Below are 17,528 nucleotides of genomic sequence, written 5' to 3'. Positions count from 1 at the left end.
TACTATTTTTCCACGAATTAAAACTTAAAAGTGGTAGGTAACATCAAGTCCAATTCTTCTTCCTTCCCCTTTAAAATCTTCAAGCATGCCTATAAAGCTACTTAAGTCGAAGATTAAATGACTATATTCTTTATCAAGAAGGTTTTTACCCCACACTCCCACTTGCCACTTATCATATTTGAACTGTAAATTAGCATTCCACAGAATATAACTCGGCTGAGAGGCGTATAGCGACTCATTTTGATCGAAATAGTATTCACTTTGATAATCAAAGCCAACTCTCGCTTTTACTCCGACAGAGTTCCAACTAAATTTATGCTCAGCATGGCCTGCAATATTCCATTTGGATGTGAAAGGGAGCCGATTGTCTGTTAAGGCAACTCCGAGTGGGTCCACAAATTCTTCAAAGTTAGCCTCTGGAATATAACCAACATCTAGTGAAACCTGAGTTTGTTTCGACACGCCCCAAGTGTTTTCTAGCTCAACTCCATAAATAGTCGACTTGCCCACGTTTTTTAATAGTTGATAAGGGGGCGCTCCAGGGATCTCTGAAGCTTGATTCATAAAAACCTGTTGATCTTTATAATCATAATAGAAAGCCGCAAAGTTAGTGCGTAGGTCAATCGGTTCGAACATTAACTTTGCGCCCAGCTCATGCGCAATCAGCTTTTCTGGTCCGTAGCTAGCTCGTAAAGCAGCCGAGCGAGACACCAAGAAACCACCATTGTATCCACCACTTTTAACCCCATTTGCAAGGCTATAATACAAGCTTTTAGTTGATTCGAGCTTATGGATCACGGAGAATTTACCTGATAGATTGGTATCCGATGTTTCACCTTGTATGTCGTATGAAGGAACTAAGATCCCAGCAGTGTTGTCGCCAAAAGGGATGTTCATGTAGGAGAAAGTATCGTAGTCGACTTTTTCATCACTATACCTCAAGCCCAATAATAGCGCGGTTTTCTCACTCAGCCTGTACTCATACTGACCAAAAATTGCATGCGAGGAGATCTCTATATCGTTATCATAGTAGAAAGTTGCTGCACTCGAGCCGTTTTCGGTTCCTCGTAAGTCGCGTAAAAGATCATTGTAGTTATCTTGGTAAATACGCTCTTCAAGTTGAAATAAACCCAGCGTTAAAAACCCACGTGAACTGCCTTGCTCATATCGCAGTTCATTAGTTAACTTTTCAGTTTTTAGCCCTAACTCTCCCTCGCATAGTGAAAAAATACTACCATCGCAATTAAACCCATGTATGCGATCCAACCGATTAAAAGCGCTCAAATATACAAGTTGCGACTGTTCAGCCAGTTGATAAGTTAACTCTCCGGTGACCCCTTTGCTCACGCTGTGATGTTGCTGATAGTTATTCACTCTTACAGCCCAAAAATCGTCGCTGCCGCTATTAAAGCCAAATAGATCGACACAATTACTGCTGCCAAGCTGTGAATAGGCACATCTCGTTCCATCAGCAGGGTTTGCGTAAATACCAATGTTACCAACTGGCTGTACCAAACCATTCCAATGACCATAATCAGCCTTTATGAAAAGGCTAAAATCGTCAAATTCACCAAAATAACTTAACCGAGCATCATTTTGTTCCATACCAGCTTCAGGAAAGCGATCATCAAGATTGTATGTGGTGTAATCGTACTTTTTGTGGCTTCCGGCAAACCTCATCGCACTATCGTTAGTAAGACTCAGATTGATTACTGTCGAGGCACTTGAAAGGGAGTCAGAGCCAATCCCGGCGGTAAGATAAGCATAATCGCCATCCTCAGGACGCTTAGTCCTTAGCAAAATAGCACCACCTGTCGTGTTGCGCCCAAACAGCGTCCCTTGTGGCCCTTTCAATACCTCTATTTGCTCCATATCAAATAGATTAATGATTTGATTATTTGCAGAGCCAACAGAAATTCCATCAAGATATAAACCAATGGGAGAAGTATTCGCGGTGTTATAATCAACCAGTCCCACCCCTCTTATGTTTATCGCAGGTGGTGTACCCTCTGCCGCGTTTTGGCTAATTTTTACATTAGATACGAGGCTTCCAAGCTCAGTTGTATCTTTCACCGCGGCATCTTTGATTAGACTGCCAAAAATAGGTTTGACGGCAATCGCAACATCATTAATGGATTGCTTTCTTTTCTGTGCATAGACTTCGATTATTTCGATATTTTCTGCTTTGGCACTTGCCTCTGAAGAGATAGCAAAAAGTAACGCAAGAGTAACCGTGTTCATCAGCACATTTGAATGTGGCATAGTTTTAATCCCTAGCTATATCATGCAATTGCACTTTCAGTATAGCTGAATTAAAACGACCCCCAAGTAATTACACTTAATTAACCAGAAGTCTCGGTGTGAAACAAGCTAAGTTATTGTTTTTTTTAAATAGCTCCTTCCAGCGCTGTCTCATCTAAAAGTTTTACAGCGACCCCAACATCTTGGTATCAAGTACGGTAGTTTCCGTACCCGATAACCAAAGTTAAAACCTCACACTAATACCGTTATTTGAAATATCGAGTGGTCATGGGTCTCATTTTCCACCGCATATCAGTCAAATGGTGCAAACCCTTGCTCACCACTGATTTGCTCTGGATAACCTGTAATTGCTCTACTCGTTTGCATACCCGCCATTACAGCGGCCTCTACACACCCAGCATTCACTCCTGTTTTTATCCAATCCCCCGTCAGATAAAGATTACTAAATACAGTCTCATTCGTTGCTAGGCGGAACTTACTACTGCCAACCACGCTTAATACATATCGCTCACTAGGATCTACATTAACCCGCCAATATTGTGCGTCAAACCTTGTCGCGCCAGAAGTATTACCTCTATCAAACAACACGTTCCAGTCGAAGTCATCTCCATGGTAAGCTTCTGGCCAAAGTGGCTGCATCTGACTGGTTAACTTCTTTAAACCGTTTTCTTTTACTTCAGCTTTCATACGCTCGGGAAAATAATGATCTGATGGTGGCGGATAATTGGCACAGGTAAATGCACTACAAAAGTAAGCTATATTCCTCGGCTTTTGGTCTTGCCAATCCTCAACTTCAAGTAAATTAGACATCGCAGCCCATGTATCAAAAGGCTTCGAGAAAGCACTCAAAATTGGCCTTTCATCGCTTTGTGAAGGGTCATGAAAACCCAATTCACTGTCTGTTTTAGTCAACCATAGCTGCATCGCTTGCGTGGCTACTGTTTTAACATTTGTTGCTTGTTGCTTTAACTTTTCATCTTGATCCAATAAATTTTCACAAAGTGGCGAAAGTCCAGCCACAGATATTCCAAAAATAACTAAATCAAAATCTACAACACGCTTTAGCGTTTTCCGCGGAAGTGGCTGTCCAAATGTGTGTTGGTATATCGACTCCCAATTGGACCAATAAGATTCCAAGTTCACCTCATGCTGTTGGATCAATTCAACTTGCTGTTGGTCAATTTGCCCCCAAATCGGTTCGCTTGGCCAACATGGCAAGTCTTTCACAGGCATTAATGGAGAATATGACTGCGCTGAATTTAATTTTACCTGTTCAATAATAGTGATTTCATCAACATAATTGCTTTCACCGCAAGTCACGCCTTTGAGCGCTTCAACTTGGTTGAAAAATTCGAATTTTACTCCTCTTGCTTTTAATAATTCGTATATGGGTGCAAAGATAATATCTCCCATACCAGCCTGCATTTTCCACATCACACCGCCGCGGTAACACAGCATAATTCTCAGCATAGCAAGAGAAGCGACTCCAGCTTCAACATTGGGCTTTTCAAAGTCACCATCCTCGTAGCCAAACACGAGGTCATAGAATCCCCTTACCGGAGCGGACTCTACAGACAGTGTTTCATTAGCACCATTACGCCTGAGCCATTGTTTAAAATCATATTTATCAATGTATCCAAAGCCTCTGGAATACACTTTATCGCGCAATAATCCGATAATCATAGCAATACCTAGGTCAAGACATATATATAAACGTCTTATGATCGGATTATCATCAATTAAGTCATTTACCTCTGATTTCAGCCAACGCCTAATTTTACGCACCATGTACCATACTACTAGGTGATCTTTCTTGTTTCCTAAACGATGGTCTGATCCTCTTACTGTTAAAAAAGCATCTAGTTGAGCAATCAATAATTTAGGAGTCGACAGCACTTCCTGAATTTGTTGCTCCGCGTCATCAAACAAACGCTTCGCTTTGTCCTCAATATCATCAAAGAAATTACTGACTTCCTGCCCTAAATGTGCCAATAAACTTTTATCTCTATTTTTTCTTGTTATGAGTTGTGTTGTTTTATGTGTCTTCACGACTTCATCTTCTATATCGTCAACCCATTTATGTAGCCACGCAGCAAGAAGTTTTAAAATCTGCCAAAAATGTAAATCCAATGTACCGTTTGCTGGATTGCCTGGGATAGTTGGAAAGTCAACAGACCAAGTCTGCCACTGCCTATCTATGTATTCTTGAAGTACAACCAAACTATGTGGTTTTAAGGCTTGCTCCCACGTGTGGATGGGCTTGTTACTTGGGCGAGCTAGTTTGTCATACACAGTCTCAATCATTCGAAACGAATTTACATAGGCACCAAACCACACATGTAGACCATGCTCTTCGATGCGCTCACCATGTTTTGGATTGCGTCCACTCGCACCTTTACCTCCTAACCGCCAGCCTTGCTGATATATTGTAATGTCATAGCGTTCTTGCCAGTTTTCTTGCTCTGTCATATATACAGCAGCTGTCATAGCAGAAACGCCGCCCCCAAGGATAGCCACTTTCTGTTTGTTCATAGTTATTCCATTCACGTAACATTAGTTTAATGCACTCAATAATGAGGCTTAGCAATACCGAGAGACCACTTAACAGACGTATATCGCTTTTGAGCTTCGATTATCTGCGTTGAGTTGTTATGCCTGAAGTCGTCGATACAATCTCCTCTACACCCGCTTGATCAAAATCCATTTTTACATAGTACGGAAGTTTTAATTCACTTTTACCGAGTGGGATGCCAAACATCTTGTTTAACGGAAATGAATCTAGGTGTTGAAGATCAAGATGCAGGTCATCCTTTATGAAGCCAATTTTATGAATTTTCTTTACTTCAGACGGTGAGTGTACCACAGCTGAATACACGGCTTTTTCACCATAACCATCAGGAATTTGTTTGAACAGGATTTGATCCATTTGTGGATGTGTGAACCCGGACAGAAACTGCTTCAAAAATTGGCTATCCACATCTAAATCACATACAGAAGCTTTAAAAAGGGTTGCTATTTCGTCACCAACTTCCAACACCTCTTTTAACCAAGATTCACCATCATCTTCTGGATAAATTGATAATAAGTCATGCCAATCCATCTTGGTGCTTGGGTTAAATGTTTTGAAGGTATCTAGAGAAAGAGAAAAGTGCAGTGGCTTGCCAAATTGCTCAGGCATTCGATAACGGCACAAGTATTTGTTGTAACCCCAAATCTCTCTGCCATTGATAAGTGCATTTATGTTATTCACCGCAATAAATGCTGGATACCAATAAAGGTGTTCAGCCTTTCGGGTCTCAAGACTGACCTTGAGTATCGGTAACCAAATAATAATATCCGTTTCCTGCATATATCCATAATCAGAAAACGGTGCCACTTTTGACGCAATATTTTCAATGTCAGTAAACGTTAGCAAACACCAATTAGTTAGTGCCTTGAATGTGAAATCACTACTTGGCACTGTATTTAATGTGCTATCGATATAAGCCTGAATTTTTGCTTTTTCACCTTCAACAAAAAAGCCATACATTTGCGCATTAAGCATTCGACAAGGAGGCTTTGCAATAGGATTACTATAAAAATGTCGATAGTCTGGTAACTCTGGATACATCTTACACTCCTTTAATATAATCAAGAAAAACATATAACTAGTGTCAGGTTTAGTTCCAAATCACCTATGCTTCAAGTCCAGGTAGCATAAAGTTGGCTACTGTGAGGGTGTTAACTCCCCAGTCTTCCAGCTGACTACAAAGTAACAGGTTCAGCCAACACTGGGGTTGAGCTAACCCGTCCTTCCCTTTGGCAAAAATATTGATAATGAGAATATGCGTAAGAATCAAAGTTAGTAGATAGCTTATTCATAAAACCATGTAAATATCTTGTCCTCACGCAACTTACTCCCTTTTTACACCGAAGCGTATCAATAACAGGCTCAACATCAAAATGTGGTTCAACTTGGGCAAAGAATATAGAAACATCACAATTAGGCTTATGCTGTAAGTGATTTCTCAGTTGACTTGGGTAAAAAGCAATCAGATGCTCGACCGAATTGACACTACTGAATTCAGATAAGGCAACCCAAGCAGCTGCGCCGCCTGCACTAAAGCCGATAATTAATTTTGGATTGAGAGCATCAATAGCTGCGACGACTTTTTCGGCAAAACGTTGATGGCCACATTGAGCTAAAAAAAATTGATAGCATTCAGCCTCTGTGACATTCGTTGGCTCCTCAACATAAGGTGAAAGTACCTTTACATCTCTACCAAGGCTATTAGCAAACCGATTAACATGCTCTGTGTGGCCAAATATGTCGGTTACAATCAGAATAGTCATAGATTTTCCTTATAATAATTTATCGTTATTGGTTTGACTGGCTTCCTTACCTTTTTGGTCTCATGATCGTCAAATTAGCTTGCAGTATGCAGAAATGGTTTACTTAAATAGCCCGTGTTGCGCCATAGTAGGCTCGCTACAAAAGCACACTCCCATTAGCTAACTAAAAAACGATTATAAAAACGAGATACTATCTTAGCTTGGTATAATATGCTTTATAAATCAGAACAGTAAAATAGGTCATGTACACAATAGGACATGTTAGCGCTAAACATTTTCAAAAGAGTTCGGCTACTTGCTACAACCATTCTAAAACGTCTATTTTCCCAAAACTAAGACTTTATTTAAAACTAGCACACCCCTCCCTACTGTAAACATTAAATACAAATTAAATATACATTAATTTAATCATCAATAACGCAGGTGATGCTAAGCTTAGTATATGCGCGTTAAGGGCTTTAAAGTTTGATTAAAATCATATTGTTTTTTCTCACAATAACATATGTCAGTATGAGTCATGCTAAGCAAATTACATGGATAGTCATCGACTTTGCGCCTTATTATATCCTTGCCGATCGATTAGAAGGCCAAGGAAGAGATGAATTACTAATTCAACTCATTCAACAATATATGCCTGACTATACCTTCAACTATAAGTTATATCCCGCTTCAAGAGCGATACACGAATTATCAAATGTTAATAACCAGTATTGTGTCATCTCTTTGTATAAAACCGCAGATCGTCAGCAGCACATCGCATTCAGTGACGAGTATTCGACCATCGGATTGTCAACATCAGTTGCGCTGCGCAAAGATGTCGCTCACGCTCTAGGTGTTAAAGATAAGGCCATCAACCTCGCTTCACTGGTGACAAAGCATAAGCTAAATGTAGGCATTGCGGCTAACCGCTCATTTGGTGATGAGCTCGACACATTGCTTACTAATTTACCCAATAAACAAGTGTCAATAAGACCAGGGCGTGATGCTCTGGCGAGCTTAACGGTCATGTTAATTAAAAAGCGCGTTGATGTGATATTGGGTTATCCAAGTGAGCATTACTATCATAAATTACATGTAGACAAACTTGATGAGTTAACTCAGGTTAGGCTTGACCTTACGTCTCAAATAACAACAGGATTTGCTGGGTGCAGTAAAAATGCGAAAGGTCAAGAAGATGCCGCGGCAATTAGTTTGGCTTTAGGGAATGTCCATAAAGACGAGCGCTACAGATTGACAATGTCTCGCTGGCTACCCGAGCAATTTAGACCTCAATTGGCAAGTGTTTTTAATAAGTGAAAACCGCTTAGCGTAGATAGCAAAGCGGTTTATGACATCATTACAAATGAATTAAATAAGACTAGCTCTTAGTTCGTATTATTTGCGGATCCCCTCCAAATGCAGTCCAATAGTCACGTGTGTGGAAGCTGGCCCCAAATCATAGTCAATGCCGTAATCTGCAAGTTTTAGCTGTGTTTCGCCTTCAAAACCAACTCGATAGCCTCCCCATGGATCTTGACCCTCTCCTACTTTTTTAACGTCAAAAGCTATCTCTTTGGTCACCCCATTTAATGTAAAAGTGCCAACAACGTTTGCGTGTGTTTGGTCACTAAACGTGATGGACTCACTTTTAAATATGGCCTTTGGATGTGCTTTCACGTTTAAAAAATCACTGCCTCGTAGGTGTTTATCACGCTCTGCATGATTTGAGTCAATAGAGGCTGTATCAATAACTACATTTATCTTTGAGGTATTTGGGTTTTTGGCATCATAACTAAACTCCCCCTCAAAGTTGTTAAAACGACCATGTAACCAACTATATCCCAAATGCTTAATCTTGAAATTAACAAACGCATGTGCGCCCTTGGTATCAATAGTATAATCAGCAGCACTGGCACTCACGGCCATTGTCAAAGCTGCAATACCAGCAGCTAAATATGGTGTTTTCATGTGTTATTCCTCATGTTTTTTTGGAGTCATAACCTTAATCATGCGCGCTAAGGTCTGATCTTTGTTTATAAAATGATGCTTTAAGGCGCCTAAGATGTGGATTAAAACGACAGCTATTAGCCCCCACGCAACGTATAAGTGAATAGTGCCCGCTATATCGCTTTGACGATCAAATAGCTCACCCGCACTTGCGACGGAAAACCAACCAAACACCTCTATACTTCTGCCATCAGAGGTCGAGATCAGGTATCCAGATAAAAATAAAGTAACTAAGCCTAAGTACAAAACTAGATGAACACATCCCGCCAGAATGTTTTGTAGCCTTTGTAGAGGTGTTGCTGCGCTTAAAGGTTTAACCGCGGGATTTAACAACTTCCAGACCAAGCGCAGTAGTATCAATATGGACAGTAATATGCCAACGCTTTTATGAATGTACAGCGCATCCCGATAAAATGGATCATAATAGCTTAGCTCTACCATATATATGCCAAGGCAAAACATGCCGAATACTACAAAAGCACTGAGCCAATGAAATATGATGGCTATTACCCCATATCTTTGACGTGTATTTTTAAACATAATTTAGCTAATAAAACTCATTCTCAATAACATACATAGTAAACGCTAATAGTACGAAGAGAAATAGCGATATTTAGCGATTGGATGTGCATTTATGCACATATAAAAAAGCGCCCTACTAGAGGGCGCATTACGTCGGGGGAGTGTAATACCAGTTCGGCGTAATACAGCATCAGTATAAGAGAGTAAACCTGACTTAACTGGCACTAAAGGCACTCGCTAAAGAAGGACATAGCAAGACTTTTATGTGGCGGTTATAGGATTACTCACCTCAACTAGATTTCTGATTAGTCAAATTGGTATAGGGAAAATCAACACCTTGAGTGATTGTATTAGCCACACTTCGCAAATCTATCTAGCTTGTGTAGCTCATACAATCAGTACTCAATTCATTAAATCGTGCTAGTTTTTATAAAAATAGCTATCTTTTGTAATACTAATCGTTGCATCTTGTTGCGACTCAATCGTAAATTGAATTGGGAGCCGCTTACCTTTTAAGTCATAACCATCAGCTGTCACTGTTACTGGGATCAATGCCATATCTCCACCAGCAATGTGGGTTGTCATCGGTGCGGTCAATTTGGCATTTGGCAATCCTTTTAAACTTACCGTATACGTCAAGTCATGCTGTGTTTTATTTATCACACTCAAGGTATAAGGGTTCTCGACTAACCCTTCATAATTAACACGGTACAGTGCATTACGGTCACGGATCACTGATGCTTCTATCGGTGTACGATTGAATGCCCAAATTACCATAGTAACCATGATCAATACCGTGATCGCACCATAACCAACAATTTTTAGCCTAAATGGATTTGATTTTTTACCTGCTTGCTGGTGTTCGCTTTGATATTTAATCAGATCTGGTTGATAACCAAATTTATTCATCGTTTCATTACACGCGTCAATACACAACCCACAGTTTATACATTCATATTGCAAGCCATTACGAATATCTATACCAGCGGGGCAAACTTCAACACACAGGTTACAATCAACACAGTCACCTAACCCCTTTTGCTTTGGATCATCCTTACGTTTACGACGACCTCTGTTTTCACCACGCCCGCTATCATAAGTTACAACGAGTGTATCTTTATCAAACATAACGGATTGAAAGCGCGAGTATGGACATGCGACGGTACACATTTTTTCACGCAGAAAGCCCGCATTACCATAAGTACAAAATGCAAATAAAAATACCCAAAAGCAGGTAAGGCCACTCCACTGTAATGTAAACATGTCCAGATATAGCTCTTTTGCAGGAATAAAGTAAGCCATAAAGGAGGTGGCAGTGAATACTGAAATGAACAGCCATATAGCATGCTTAGCCGTTTTTTTAGCGATTTTTTTGCTATCCCAATCTGATTTATCAAGTTTTATTCTTTGGTTGCGAGTCCCCTCAACTCGATGTTCAACCCAAGTAAACATGAGCATCCAAATTGTTTGTGGGCATGTATAGCCGCACCAAACGCGTCCAAGCCATGTTGTGACAAAAAATAGCGCAAACGCACCCACCATGAAAATCCATGCCAAAATCATAAAGTCTTGTGGTAGGAAAGTGGCTCCGAAGATCTTAAACTGCTGAGTACCAAAATCGAGCAATATGGCCTGTTGCCCGTTATATGGGATCCAAGGAATAAGAACGAAAGTTAACATTAAGAACCAACCTAGGTTTCTCCTTATTTTTTGAAAAAACCCTTTTTGCTCTCTGACGTAAATTGGCCCCTCTTGCTTGTAGGGCTTAATGATCATGTCTTCTTCTTTGATATCAAACTTCATGTTATTTGCTACATTGGTAATACACAAAGTTCATATTGCAACTTTCAGACCAATCTGAAAGTTTATAAACAATTGATTATTAACAATTTTTAAAATAGCAAAAATATTAAATCGCGAAATATCACGAACAACCGCGAAATATCACGGATCTTTGCTAATTTTCAGCTTTTTCATTTTAGACCTTAGCGTACTTTCCGGTAAACCCAGCTTCTCTGCTGCGCCATTTGTGCCTGATATTTTCCAATTGCACATATCAAGTACCCTTGTAATATGTTCGGCTTCGGCTTGCGCGAGTGTTAATACACCATGCTCTGCTCTTGTTTGCTCAGATAGGTTGAGTGATTGAGATAAATCAAGCAACCGCCCCTTAGATAAAATAGCCTCTCTCTCTAGTATATTTTGTAACTCGCGAATATTTCCCGGCCAATCATAGCCTTGTAACGCATAGAGTGCTTTTTTAGAAATACCTTTTAGTTGCTTACCGAGCTTTTTATTGAGTTGCATAATGAGATTGTTTGCCAATACAGGGATGTCTTCAATACGCTCACGTAGTGCAGGTACTCGAATAGGAAAAACATTTAAGCGATAATAGAGATCCATTCTAAAACTCCCCTCTTCAACCATCTGCCGCAGATCGCGGTTAGTCGCAGCAACAATACGGATATCAACTCGAATAGACTTACTCCCACCAACTCTTTCAAACTCGCGCTCTTGCAAAACTCTCAATAACTTACTTTGTGCTTCTAATGGTAATTCACCTATTTCATCTAAAAAGATTGTGCCCTTATCTGCCAGTTCAAACCGCCCTTTTCGTTTTTCATTGGCTCCAGTAAATGCCCCTTTTTCATGACCAAACAGCTCTGATTCTATTAATGTGGGAGAAAATGCAGCGCAATTCACTTTGACAAACGGCTGTGATGATCGCTCACTAAGGCGGTGTAAGTTTCTTGCAACTAGCTCCTTACCAGTACCATTTTCACCCAAAATCAATACTGTACTGTCGGTCTTACTCACTAACTCTAGCTGCGCTAACATAGCTTGAAATATATCGCTGTTACCGACTAATCCAGAGTCTTGCCAATTTTCATTTAAGGTTTCTAACAAGTAAGCATTTTCATCTTTGAGCTGCTCGGTAAGTACTTGAACTTTATTTAATGCCTCGCGTAATGCGTTTTCCGTATTGTGCTGCTGTGAAACATCGCGAAATATCGCGACTGCTCCTATAATTTGTTTATCTTTATATATAGGCGTAGACGTATACTCCACAGGAAAACAACTACCATCCTTTCGCCAAAACACCTCATGCTGTACTTGGCGTGTTTTACCATCAAACATCGTTTTATATATTTTACATTCATCTGCGGGATACTCACTGCCATCAGCGTGACTATGATGATGGTATTGATGGATCTTTTTGCCCAGCAATTCGGCACTTTGCCAGCCCGTCATCCGCTCCGCTGCGGGATTAACAAACACTGCGTTTCCAGATAAATCAAAACCATAGATCCCTTCCCCCACTGCATTCAACAGTAGTTTGGGATCAGCCAAAAAATGTTTAATAATAGACATACAAAACCTCGCGATATTTCGCGAACATTCTATCTCTATTTGCAAGTGATGTCAGCCAGTTGTTCAAAAACGCCTACATAGGTAACAAATCTGCATTTTTCCAAGCTAATTGGTATAAAATAGTGAAAAACTTACAACCTGAGTTTACTCGTGGACAAAACAACTTATATTCCTAACGACTTCATAGATGATGTAAAAACTTATCTTCCTGCGCACCTGAGTATTGATGATTTTATTGCTACCTGTCAGTCACCGCTGCGTCGAGCAATCAGAGTGAACACATTGAAAATGTCTATCACTGAATTTTTGCAATATTGTCGCGAGAACGACTGGCATGCTCAGCCTATCCCATGGTGTGAAGAAGGCTTTTGGATAACAAGAAGTGATATAGAAGAAGCGAAATTGGCGATTGGTAATACAGATATTCATTTGAGTGGTTGTATCTATGTTCAAGAAGCCAGCTCGATGTTACCGCCAACAGCGCTCAAAACCACGATTACTGACAATGATATCAATCTCGATATGGCCTCAGCACCAGGTTCAAAAACGTCACAACTTGCAGCATATATGGGCGGACATGGGGTGTTAGTCGCCAATGAACTATCTTCATCACGTTTAAAAGCGCTTGCGGCCAATATGAAACGCATGGGAATACACAATGTTGCCTTATCTCATTTTGATGGCTGTATTTTCGGTGACTATATGTACGAATGTTTCGACAATATTTTACTGGATGCACCATGCTCAGGTGAAGGGACTGTACGAAAAGACCCTAATGCACTAAAAAATTGGTCTATTGAGTCTAATGTTGAAATTGCGGCCGTACAAAAACAACTGATTGATAGTGCGTTTCAGGCATTAAAGCCAGGTGGTAGTCTTGTCTACTCGACATGCACATTAACGCCCTTAGAAAATCAACAAGTTTGTCAATATCTAGTAGACAGTTACCCCGACGCTGTATCAATAGAGAGTCTAGCAACGTTATTCGAAGGCGCTGAAGATGCTGTGACACCCGAGGGGTATCTGCACGTCTGGCCTCAAGTTTATGATAGCGAAGGTTTCTTTATTGCCAAATTTACGAAGATCATGAGTGTTCCTGCAAAGGATCCGAAACAAAAAAAAGGCGTATTTCCTTTTAACCCCGTTGATAAAAAAACCGCTCAAACCTTTTCCAGTGTTTTAAAGAAGCAATTTGGTATCAGCGAGCTTCAAGGTACATTAATGGCAAGAGACAAAGAAGTATGGCTCTTTCCCAATGGTTTTGATGCAATTCAAGCTCGGATAAAATATGCTCGTATCGGTATTTTAGTGGGTACGACTCACAAAAATGGGATAAGGCTAGAACACGAATTTGCCACCGCATTTGGCCATCTTGCAACGCAAAACATACTTGAACTAACAAAAACTCAAGCCAGAGATTATTTCAACGGCAAAGACATCCGTTTAGATACAACAACAACCCTGACCGGAGAAGTCGTACTAATGCTATGTGGCAGTGCCATTGGACTGGGTAAATGGCAAAAAAACAAAGTGAAAAATAGTTTACCGCGTGATTTGATTAAAGACGACCTGTTAATAACTTGGGTATAACCTGAATATACCCTTTTGATATTTTTAATATCGATTAAGAATATCACAGGTAACACTATGTTTTTTATAAATTTAATAAATAGTTCATTTATTTGTAAAAACGCTGAAAGGTTAACTAAACTTAACGTTACTTTCTACTTCTCCCTAAAGTCTTAGAAGGTGTTTTTAGTTAGCGCACGGCTCAACCTTGAGCCTTTCCCTAAGCCCAGAGCTTGCAGGTAAGTCTCTGGGCGTTTTTTCTAAAAATAAGGTTTCGCTTAGCATAAAACCTTTTCATACCGTGCTTCTTCGAGCTGTGATGGTAGATTTAATTACTACCAAAATAAAGACTATGGAAGGTATGATCCAAGTATAGGGCTTGTAAATTTGACGCTGTCTATATCACGGGATCTAAAGATTATCATAGGTACGTTTGTGAAAGTGACGAGCATAAAACAGCCTAAATAGTTTTGCCTTACTTGCCCGAACATTCAAACTCTAAATCAGATATAGTAACGGAGACTACCAGCCCTGAGTCATATCGTTTATTTTCTATATGAACTGTTCCACCTAAACGGTTTGAAACAGTATTTACTATCGCAAGACCCAATCCAAAGCCACCGCTTGATTTACTTCTGCTAGAATCTAGCCTTGAAAATGGCATTAAAATATGAGCAATTGAGTCTTCTGGGATCCCTGGGCCATCATCCTCGACTACAAAGCTAATCAGGCTGTCTACTTGAGCAAGCGTTACTTTTATCTGAGTCCTAGTGTATCTAATTGCATTGGATATTAGATTATCCACTATCAATTCAAAATAAAGCGGTATGCCCTTTAATTTGATTTCATCTGATATTTTACAGTCAAAGTGGATGTGCTGGTTATTTCCTATAAAAAATCTAATCCTCTCTTTAATGATATTAGAGAAATCACAAATTGAGAGCCGCTCATTACTCTGCGAGCTTGACACACGTGCTAGTGTAAGAATGTTGAGCGACAAACCTTCTAGCTCATTAGCGTAACGCTTTAGTTGAAAGAAAGCAGTATCATCTTCTAGAAAAGCATGTTTACGAGTAATCACCTCTATCGCAAGTGCAAGGCCATTGAGAGGATTTCTCAATTCATGAGACATGGCGTAGGACATTACCTGCTGCTCTTCCATCATCTGCTGAATATCCTCAGCCATTTTATTCATCGTCTGTGCAAGTGAGAAAAGCGGCTCTGGTACTTGAGCTTGAATGCGTGTTTGAAGCTTACCTGCACGCCAGTCATGACTGGCAAGCTCTATTGGCTTAAGTATCCGTTTCAACCATAGCAGTAACAACATAAGTATTAGTGCAAGTGCTGAGATCCCAGCAATCAGTACCGTAAGCTGGAATCTTGCGTAAAGCATTTCTTCTTGTTGATGAAATTCCTCTTCCTTTTTCTGAAACTCAGTAAGTAAATGAGGCTCTTGAGCCGTACTAATTTCTCTAATCACGAGCGAACGATTTGAAATTACTCGTGTTTGAATTGCTACAAGTACGTCCAGCTCATCGCTAGTATATACCTCTACCCCTTCTAGCGTTTCTAAATAGGTCAATTTACGCTTGTACTCTTGCAGATTGTCATCATCAAGAAAACAAACATAAAAACCATGACCATCAATGTCATAGTTCCATTTACTTTGAGAGAACGCGACCGGATCATGCTCTTGTAATACCTCAACTGATATCTTTTGTATGTCGATAACAAAAGCCTTTGTGGCATATTTTTCATCTACACTTGTAAAATAGCAGATGGTAATAAGTAAAATGCTGATCAGAGCCAATAAGATCCAAAAAAAGAAATGCCAGAATATATGTATGCGCCTATTCAACCTAATACACCTTCAATAACGCCAATTAAATTTATTACCCCATAAACTTGAAAGAGGCATATCTAACTTATGGTCTTAACGCTATGTCTTTGCGAGCATATAGCCTTTATTTCTCACTGTAACAATGATCGAATCGCCGATTAGCGCTGTGGAGAGTTTTTTTCTGAGACTTGATACCCGCATGTCTATTGAGCGGTCTTGAGCATCACATTCAATACCTCTTGCCAACATAGAACATTGATCACGAGATACTGTGCTACCAGCATTTTCTGCAAGGAGGTGTAATACATCAAACTCTGCGGAAGTTAAATCGAGTACTTGCCCTGAGCTTAAAGTCACTATTCTTTGATCCGGGAAAATATTCAACCCGCTTACTGAAAGGCACCGACCAACCTCTTTGTTCACCTCGTTTAGCCGCCTTAAAATAGAACTGATACGTGCAATTAAAACAAGAGGCTTTAATGGTTTTAGTATGTAGTCGTCTGCACCGGCTTTGAGTAGCGCAACCTCAGAAATATCATTATCCTGGCCCGTTAGCACTATCACTGCGCCTTGATAAAAGCACCGCAACTCTTTACATATCTCAAGACCTGATTTACCCGGTAACATCAAGTCTAATAAAATCACATTAGGAGTATGCACTCTAGCTTGTGCAATAGCCTCCTCACCATCAGTGCAAATTTTACACTGATATCCTTCTGACTCTAATAACATGGCGGTCAATTCAGCCATTTCAAAGTCATCTTCAACAATCAAGATAGAAGTATTCATAATGTTTCCCGTGTTCTAATTTTCTTGAGGGTCTGTGATGGGCAGCGTGAGCCTTTACCAGGTTGCCGCATAATTGAATTGTTGATAGCACGTTTAGAAATGAGTGAAATATTAGCTATGAGCAAATACAAAGCATTGCAACATTCAGCTAGCCCCTTAAAAATAAATCTCACATCATGCTCAAGACTAATAACCGCTCCCCCAAACATCACTCATTTAGTAGCAGACGACCTAAAAACGGTAATGAAAAGATTGGGTTTAAATATCATAGCAAAGCTAATCATTGACTGAAGTACACTTCCTGATATCCAAAAGCTGTCAGCTGCAGTACTCGAAATTGCACTAAAAAACGCAAAGTATATTTCACTTGGTAATGTACTAACACAATCAACTAAGAAATACAGCCCGACAAGCTGGATCAAAAATGCTTCTGCATTTTTATTAAACGGTTTTGCGTCTACATCATCAATATGCTGTGCTATCTTGCCTGAAATCTTAAAAATAAAATAAGCACAGATAAGGCCACTTAAGATAGAGGAAGAAACCACAGCTAAATACGCAAAGCCGTCGTTGCCGGTTACTTCGTCTACTCCACTGGTTAAAAAATAACTAATGATTCCGGGCATGTTCATGCATACCTGGATCAGCATCCATATTGCCACCACCCGCAGTGATAGCGCTGTCAGTTGTTTGGTATTCATATAGTTGTCCACTTTAAAGTGCTAAGTTGAATAGCTTTCTACGAAGGAGTATGACTTTTTATGCTTGAATGTAGGGATAAGATGAGTAACTTAGCGTCAGTGCTCGCGCTTAGCTACTCTTCAATCTCTATCATAGTAAAAGGCTAATCTTTGAT

Annotated in this window: 13 protein-coding genes; 2 read left to right on the top strand and 11 right to left on the bottom strand. The window is 40.0% G+C overall.

Going from position 1 to position 17,528, the window contains the following annotated elements:
- Positions 1–24: 24 nt before the first annotated feature.
- The 4 genes from HUZ36_RS06400 to HUZ36_RS06385 all read right to left on the bottom strand — a co-directional run bounded on the left by HUZ36_RS06400 (position 25) and on the right by HUZ36_RS06385 (position 6,594).
- Positions 25–2,262 (bottom strand): TonB-dependent receptor, encoded by a 2,238-nt coding sequence (locus tag HUZ36_RS06400; protein WP_176032389.1) that lies wholly within the window; start codon positions 2,260–2,262, stop codon positions 25–27.
- Positions 2,263–2,553: 291 nt separating this feature from the next.
- The gene (locus HUZ36_RS06395) at positions 2,554–4,794 is read right to left on the bottom strand and encodes an NAD(P)-binding protein (protein WP_176032388.1); all 2,241 of its coding nucleotides are present in this window, start codon (positions 4,792–4,794) and stop codon (positions 2,554–2,556) included.
- 100 nt (positions 4,795–4,894) lie between these two features.
- Positions 4,895–5,872: an acetoacetate decarboxylase gene (locus HUZ36_RS06390; protein ID WP_125252694.1), complete on the bottom strand. Its 978-nt coding sequence runs from the start codon at positions 5,870–5,872 to the stop codon at positions 4,895–4,897.
- Between the two features lie 134 nt (positions 5,873–6,006).
- Positions 6,007–6,594 carry a dienelactone hydrolase family protein gene (locus HUZ36_RS06385; RefSeq protein ID WP_147389901.1) on the bottom strand — a complete coding sequence of 196 codons (588 nt, stop codon included), beginning with the start codon at positions 6,592–6,594 and terminating at the stop codon, positions 6,007–6,009.
- 510 nt (positions 6,595–7,104) lie between these two features.
- On the opposite strand from HUZ36_RS06385, the gene HUZ36_RS06380 reads away from it, so the two are divergent.
- Positions 7,105–7,890 (top strand): transporter substrate-binding domain-containing protein, encoded by a 786-nt coding sequence (locus HUZ36_RS06380; protein WP_147389902.1) that lies wholly within the window; start codon positions 7,105–7,107, stop codon positions 7,888–7,890.
- 78 nt (positions 7,891–7,968) lie between these two features.
- Here HUZ36_RS06380 and HUZ36_RS06375 read toward each other — a convergent pair whose 3' ends face one another.
- The 4 genes from HUZ36_RS06375 to HUZ36_RS06360 form a co-directional block, all read right to left on the bottom strand.
- Positions 7,969–8,541, bottom strand: a complete 573-nt coding sequence (locus HUZ36_RS06375; protein ID WP_125252691.1) for a YceI family protein — start codon at positions 8,539–8,541, stop codon at positions 7,969–7,971.
- 3 nt (positions 8,542–8,544) lie between these two features.
- On the bottom strand, positions 8,545–9,120 hold the full coding sequence (locus HUZ36_RS06370) for a cytochrome b (RefSeq protein WP_125252690.1): 576 nt from the start codon (positions 9,118–9,120) through the stop codon (positions 8,545–8,547).
- Positions 9,121–9,522: 402 nt separating this feature from the next.
- Positions 9,523–10,905 (bottom strand): cytochrome c oxidase accessory protein CcoG, encoded by a 1,383-nt coding sequence (gene ccoG / locus HUZ36_RS06365; protein WP_176032387.1) that lies wholly within the window; start codon positions 10,903–10,905, stop codon positions 9,523–9,525.
- Positions 10,906–11,046: 141 nt separating this feature from the next.
- Complete coding sequence (locus HUZ36_RS06360) at positions 11,047–12,474, bottom strand: sigma-54 interaction domain-containing protein (protein ID WP_147389904.1); 1,428 nt, start codon at positions 12,472–12,474, stop codon at positions 11,047–11,049.
- 150 nt (positions 12,475–12,624) lie between these two features.
- Here HUZ36_RS06360 and rsmF point away from each other — a divergent pair, with 150 nt between their 5' ends.
- On the top strand, positions 12,625–14,064 hold the full coding sequence (gene rsmF / locus HUZ36_RS06355) for a 16S rRNA (cytosine(1407)-C(5))-methyltransferase RsmF (protein WP_176032386.1): 1,440 nt from the start codon (positions 12,625–12,627) through the stop codon (positions 14,062–14,064).
- A 454-nt stretch (positions 14,065–14,518) separates the two neighbouring features.
- Here rsmF and HUZ36_RS06350 read toward each other — a convergent pair whose 3' ends face one another.
- From HUZ36_RS06350 to HUZ36_RS06340, 3 genes are all read right to left on the bottom strand, one after another.
- Positions 14,519–15,853 carry a sensor histidine kinase gene (locus HUZ36_RS06350; RefSeq protein WP_176032385.1) on the bottom strand — a complete coding sequence of 445 codons (1,335 nt, stop codon included), beginning with the start codon at positions 15,851–15,853 and terminating at the stop codon, positions 14,519–14,521.
- Between the two features lie 129 nt (positions 15,854–15,982).
- Positions 15,983–16,672, bottom strand: coding sequence for a response regulator transcription factor (locus HUZ36_RS06345; RefSeq protein ID WP_045989012.1), 690 nt, complete (start codon positions 16,670–16,672; stop codon positions 15,983–15,985).
- A 212-nt stretch (positions 16,673–16,884) separates the two neighbouring features.
- A complete protein-coding gene (locus HUZ36_RS06340; RefSeq protein WP_176032384.1) occupies positions 16,885–17,373 on the bottom strand; it encodes a hypothetical protein in 489 nt (162 codons plus the stop codon).
- Between the last annotated feature and the right edge of the window lie 155 nt (positions 17,374–17,528).

The sequence above is a fragment of the Pseudoalteromonas sp. McH1-7 genome, from assembly GCF_013366255.1.
Taxonomy (GTDB): Bacteria; Pseudomonadota; Gammaproteobacteria; order Enterobacterales; family Alteromonadaceae; genus Pseudoalteromonas; species Pseudoalteromonas peptidolytica.
This window is presented reverse-complemented; position numbering and strand designations above follow the sequence as displayed.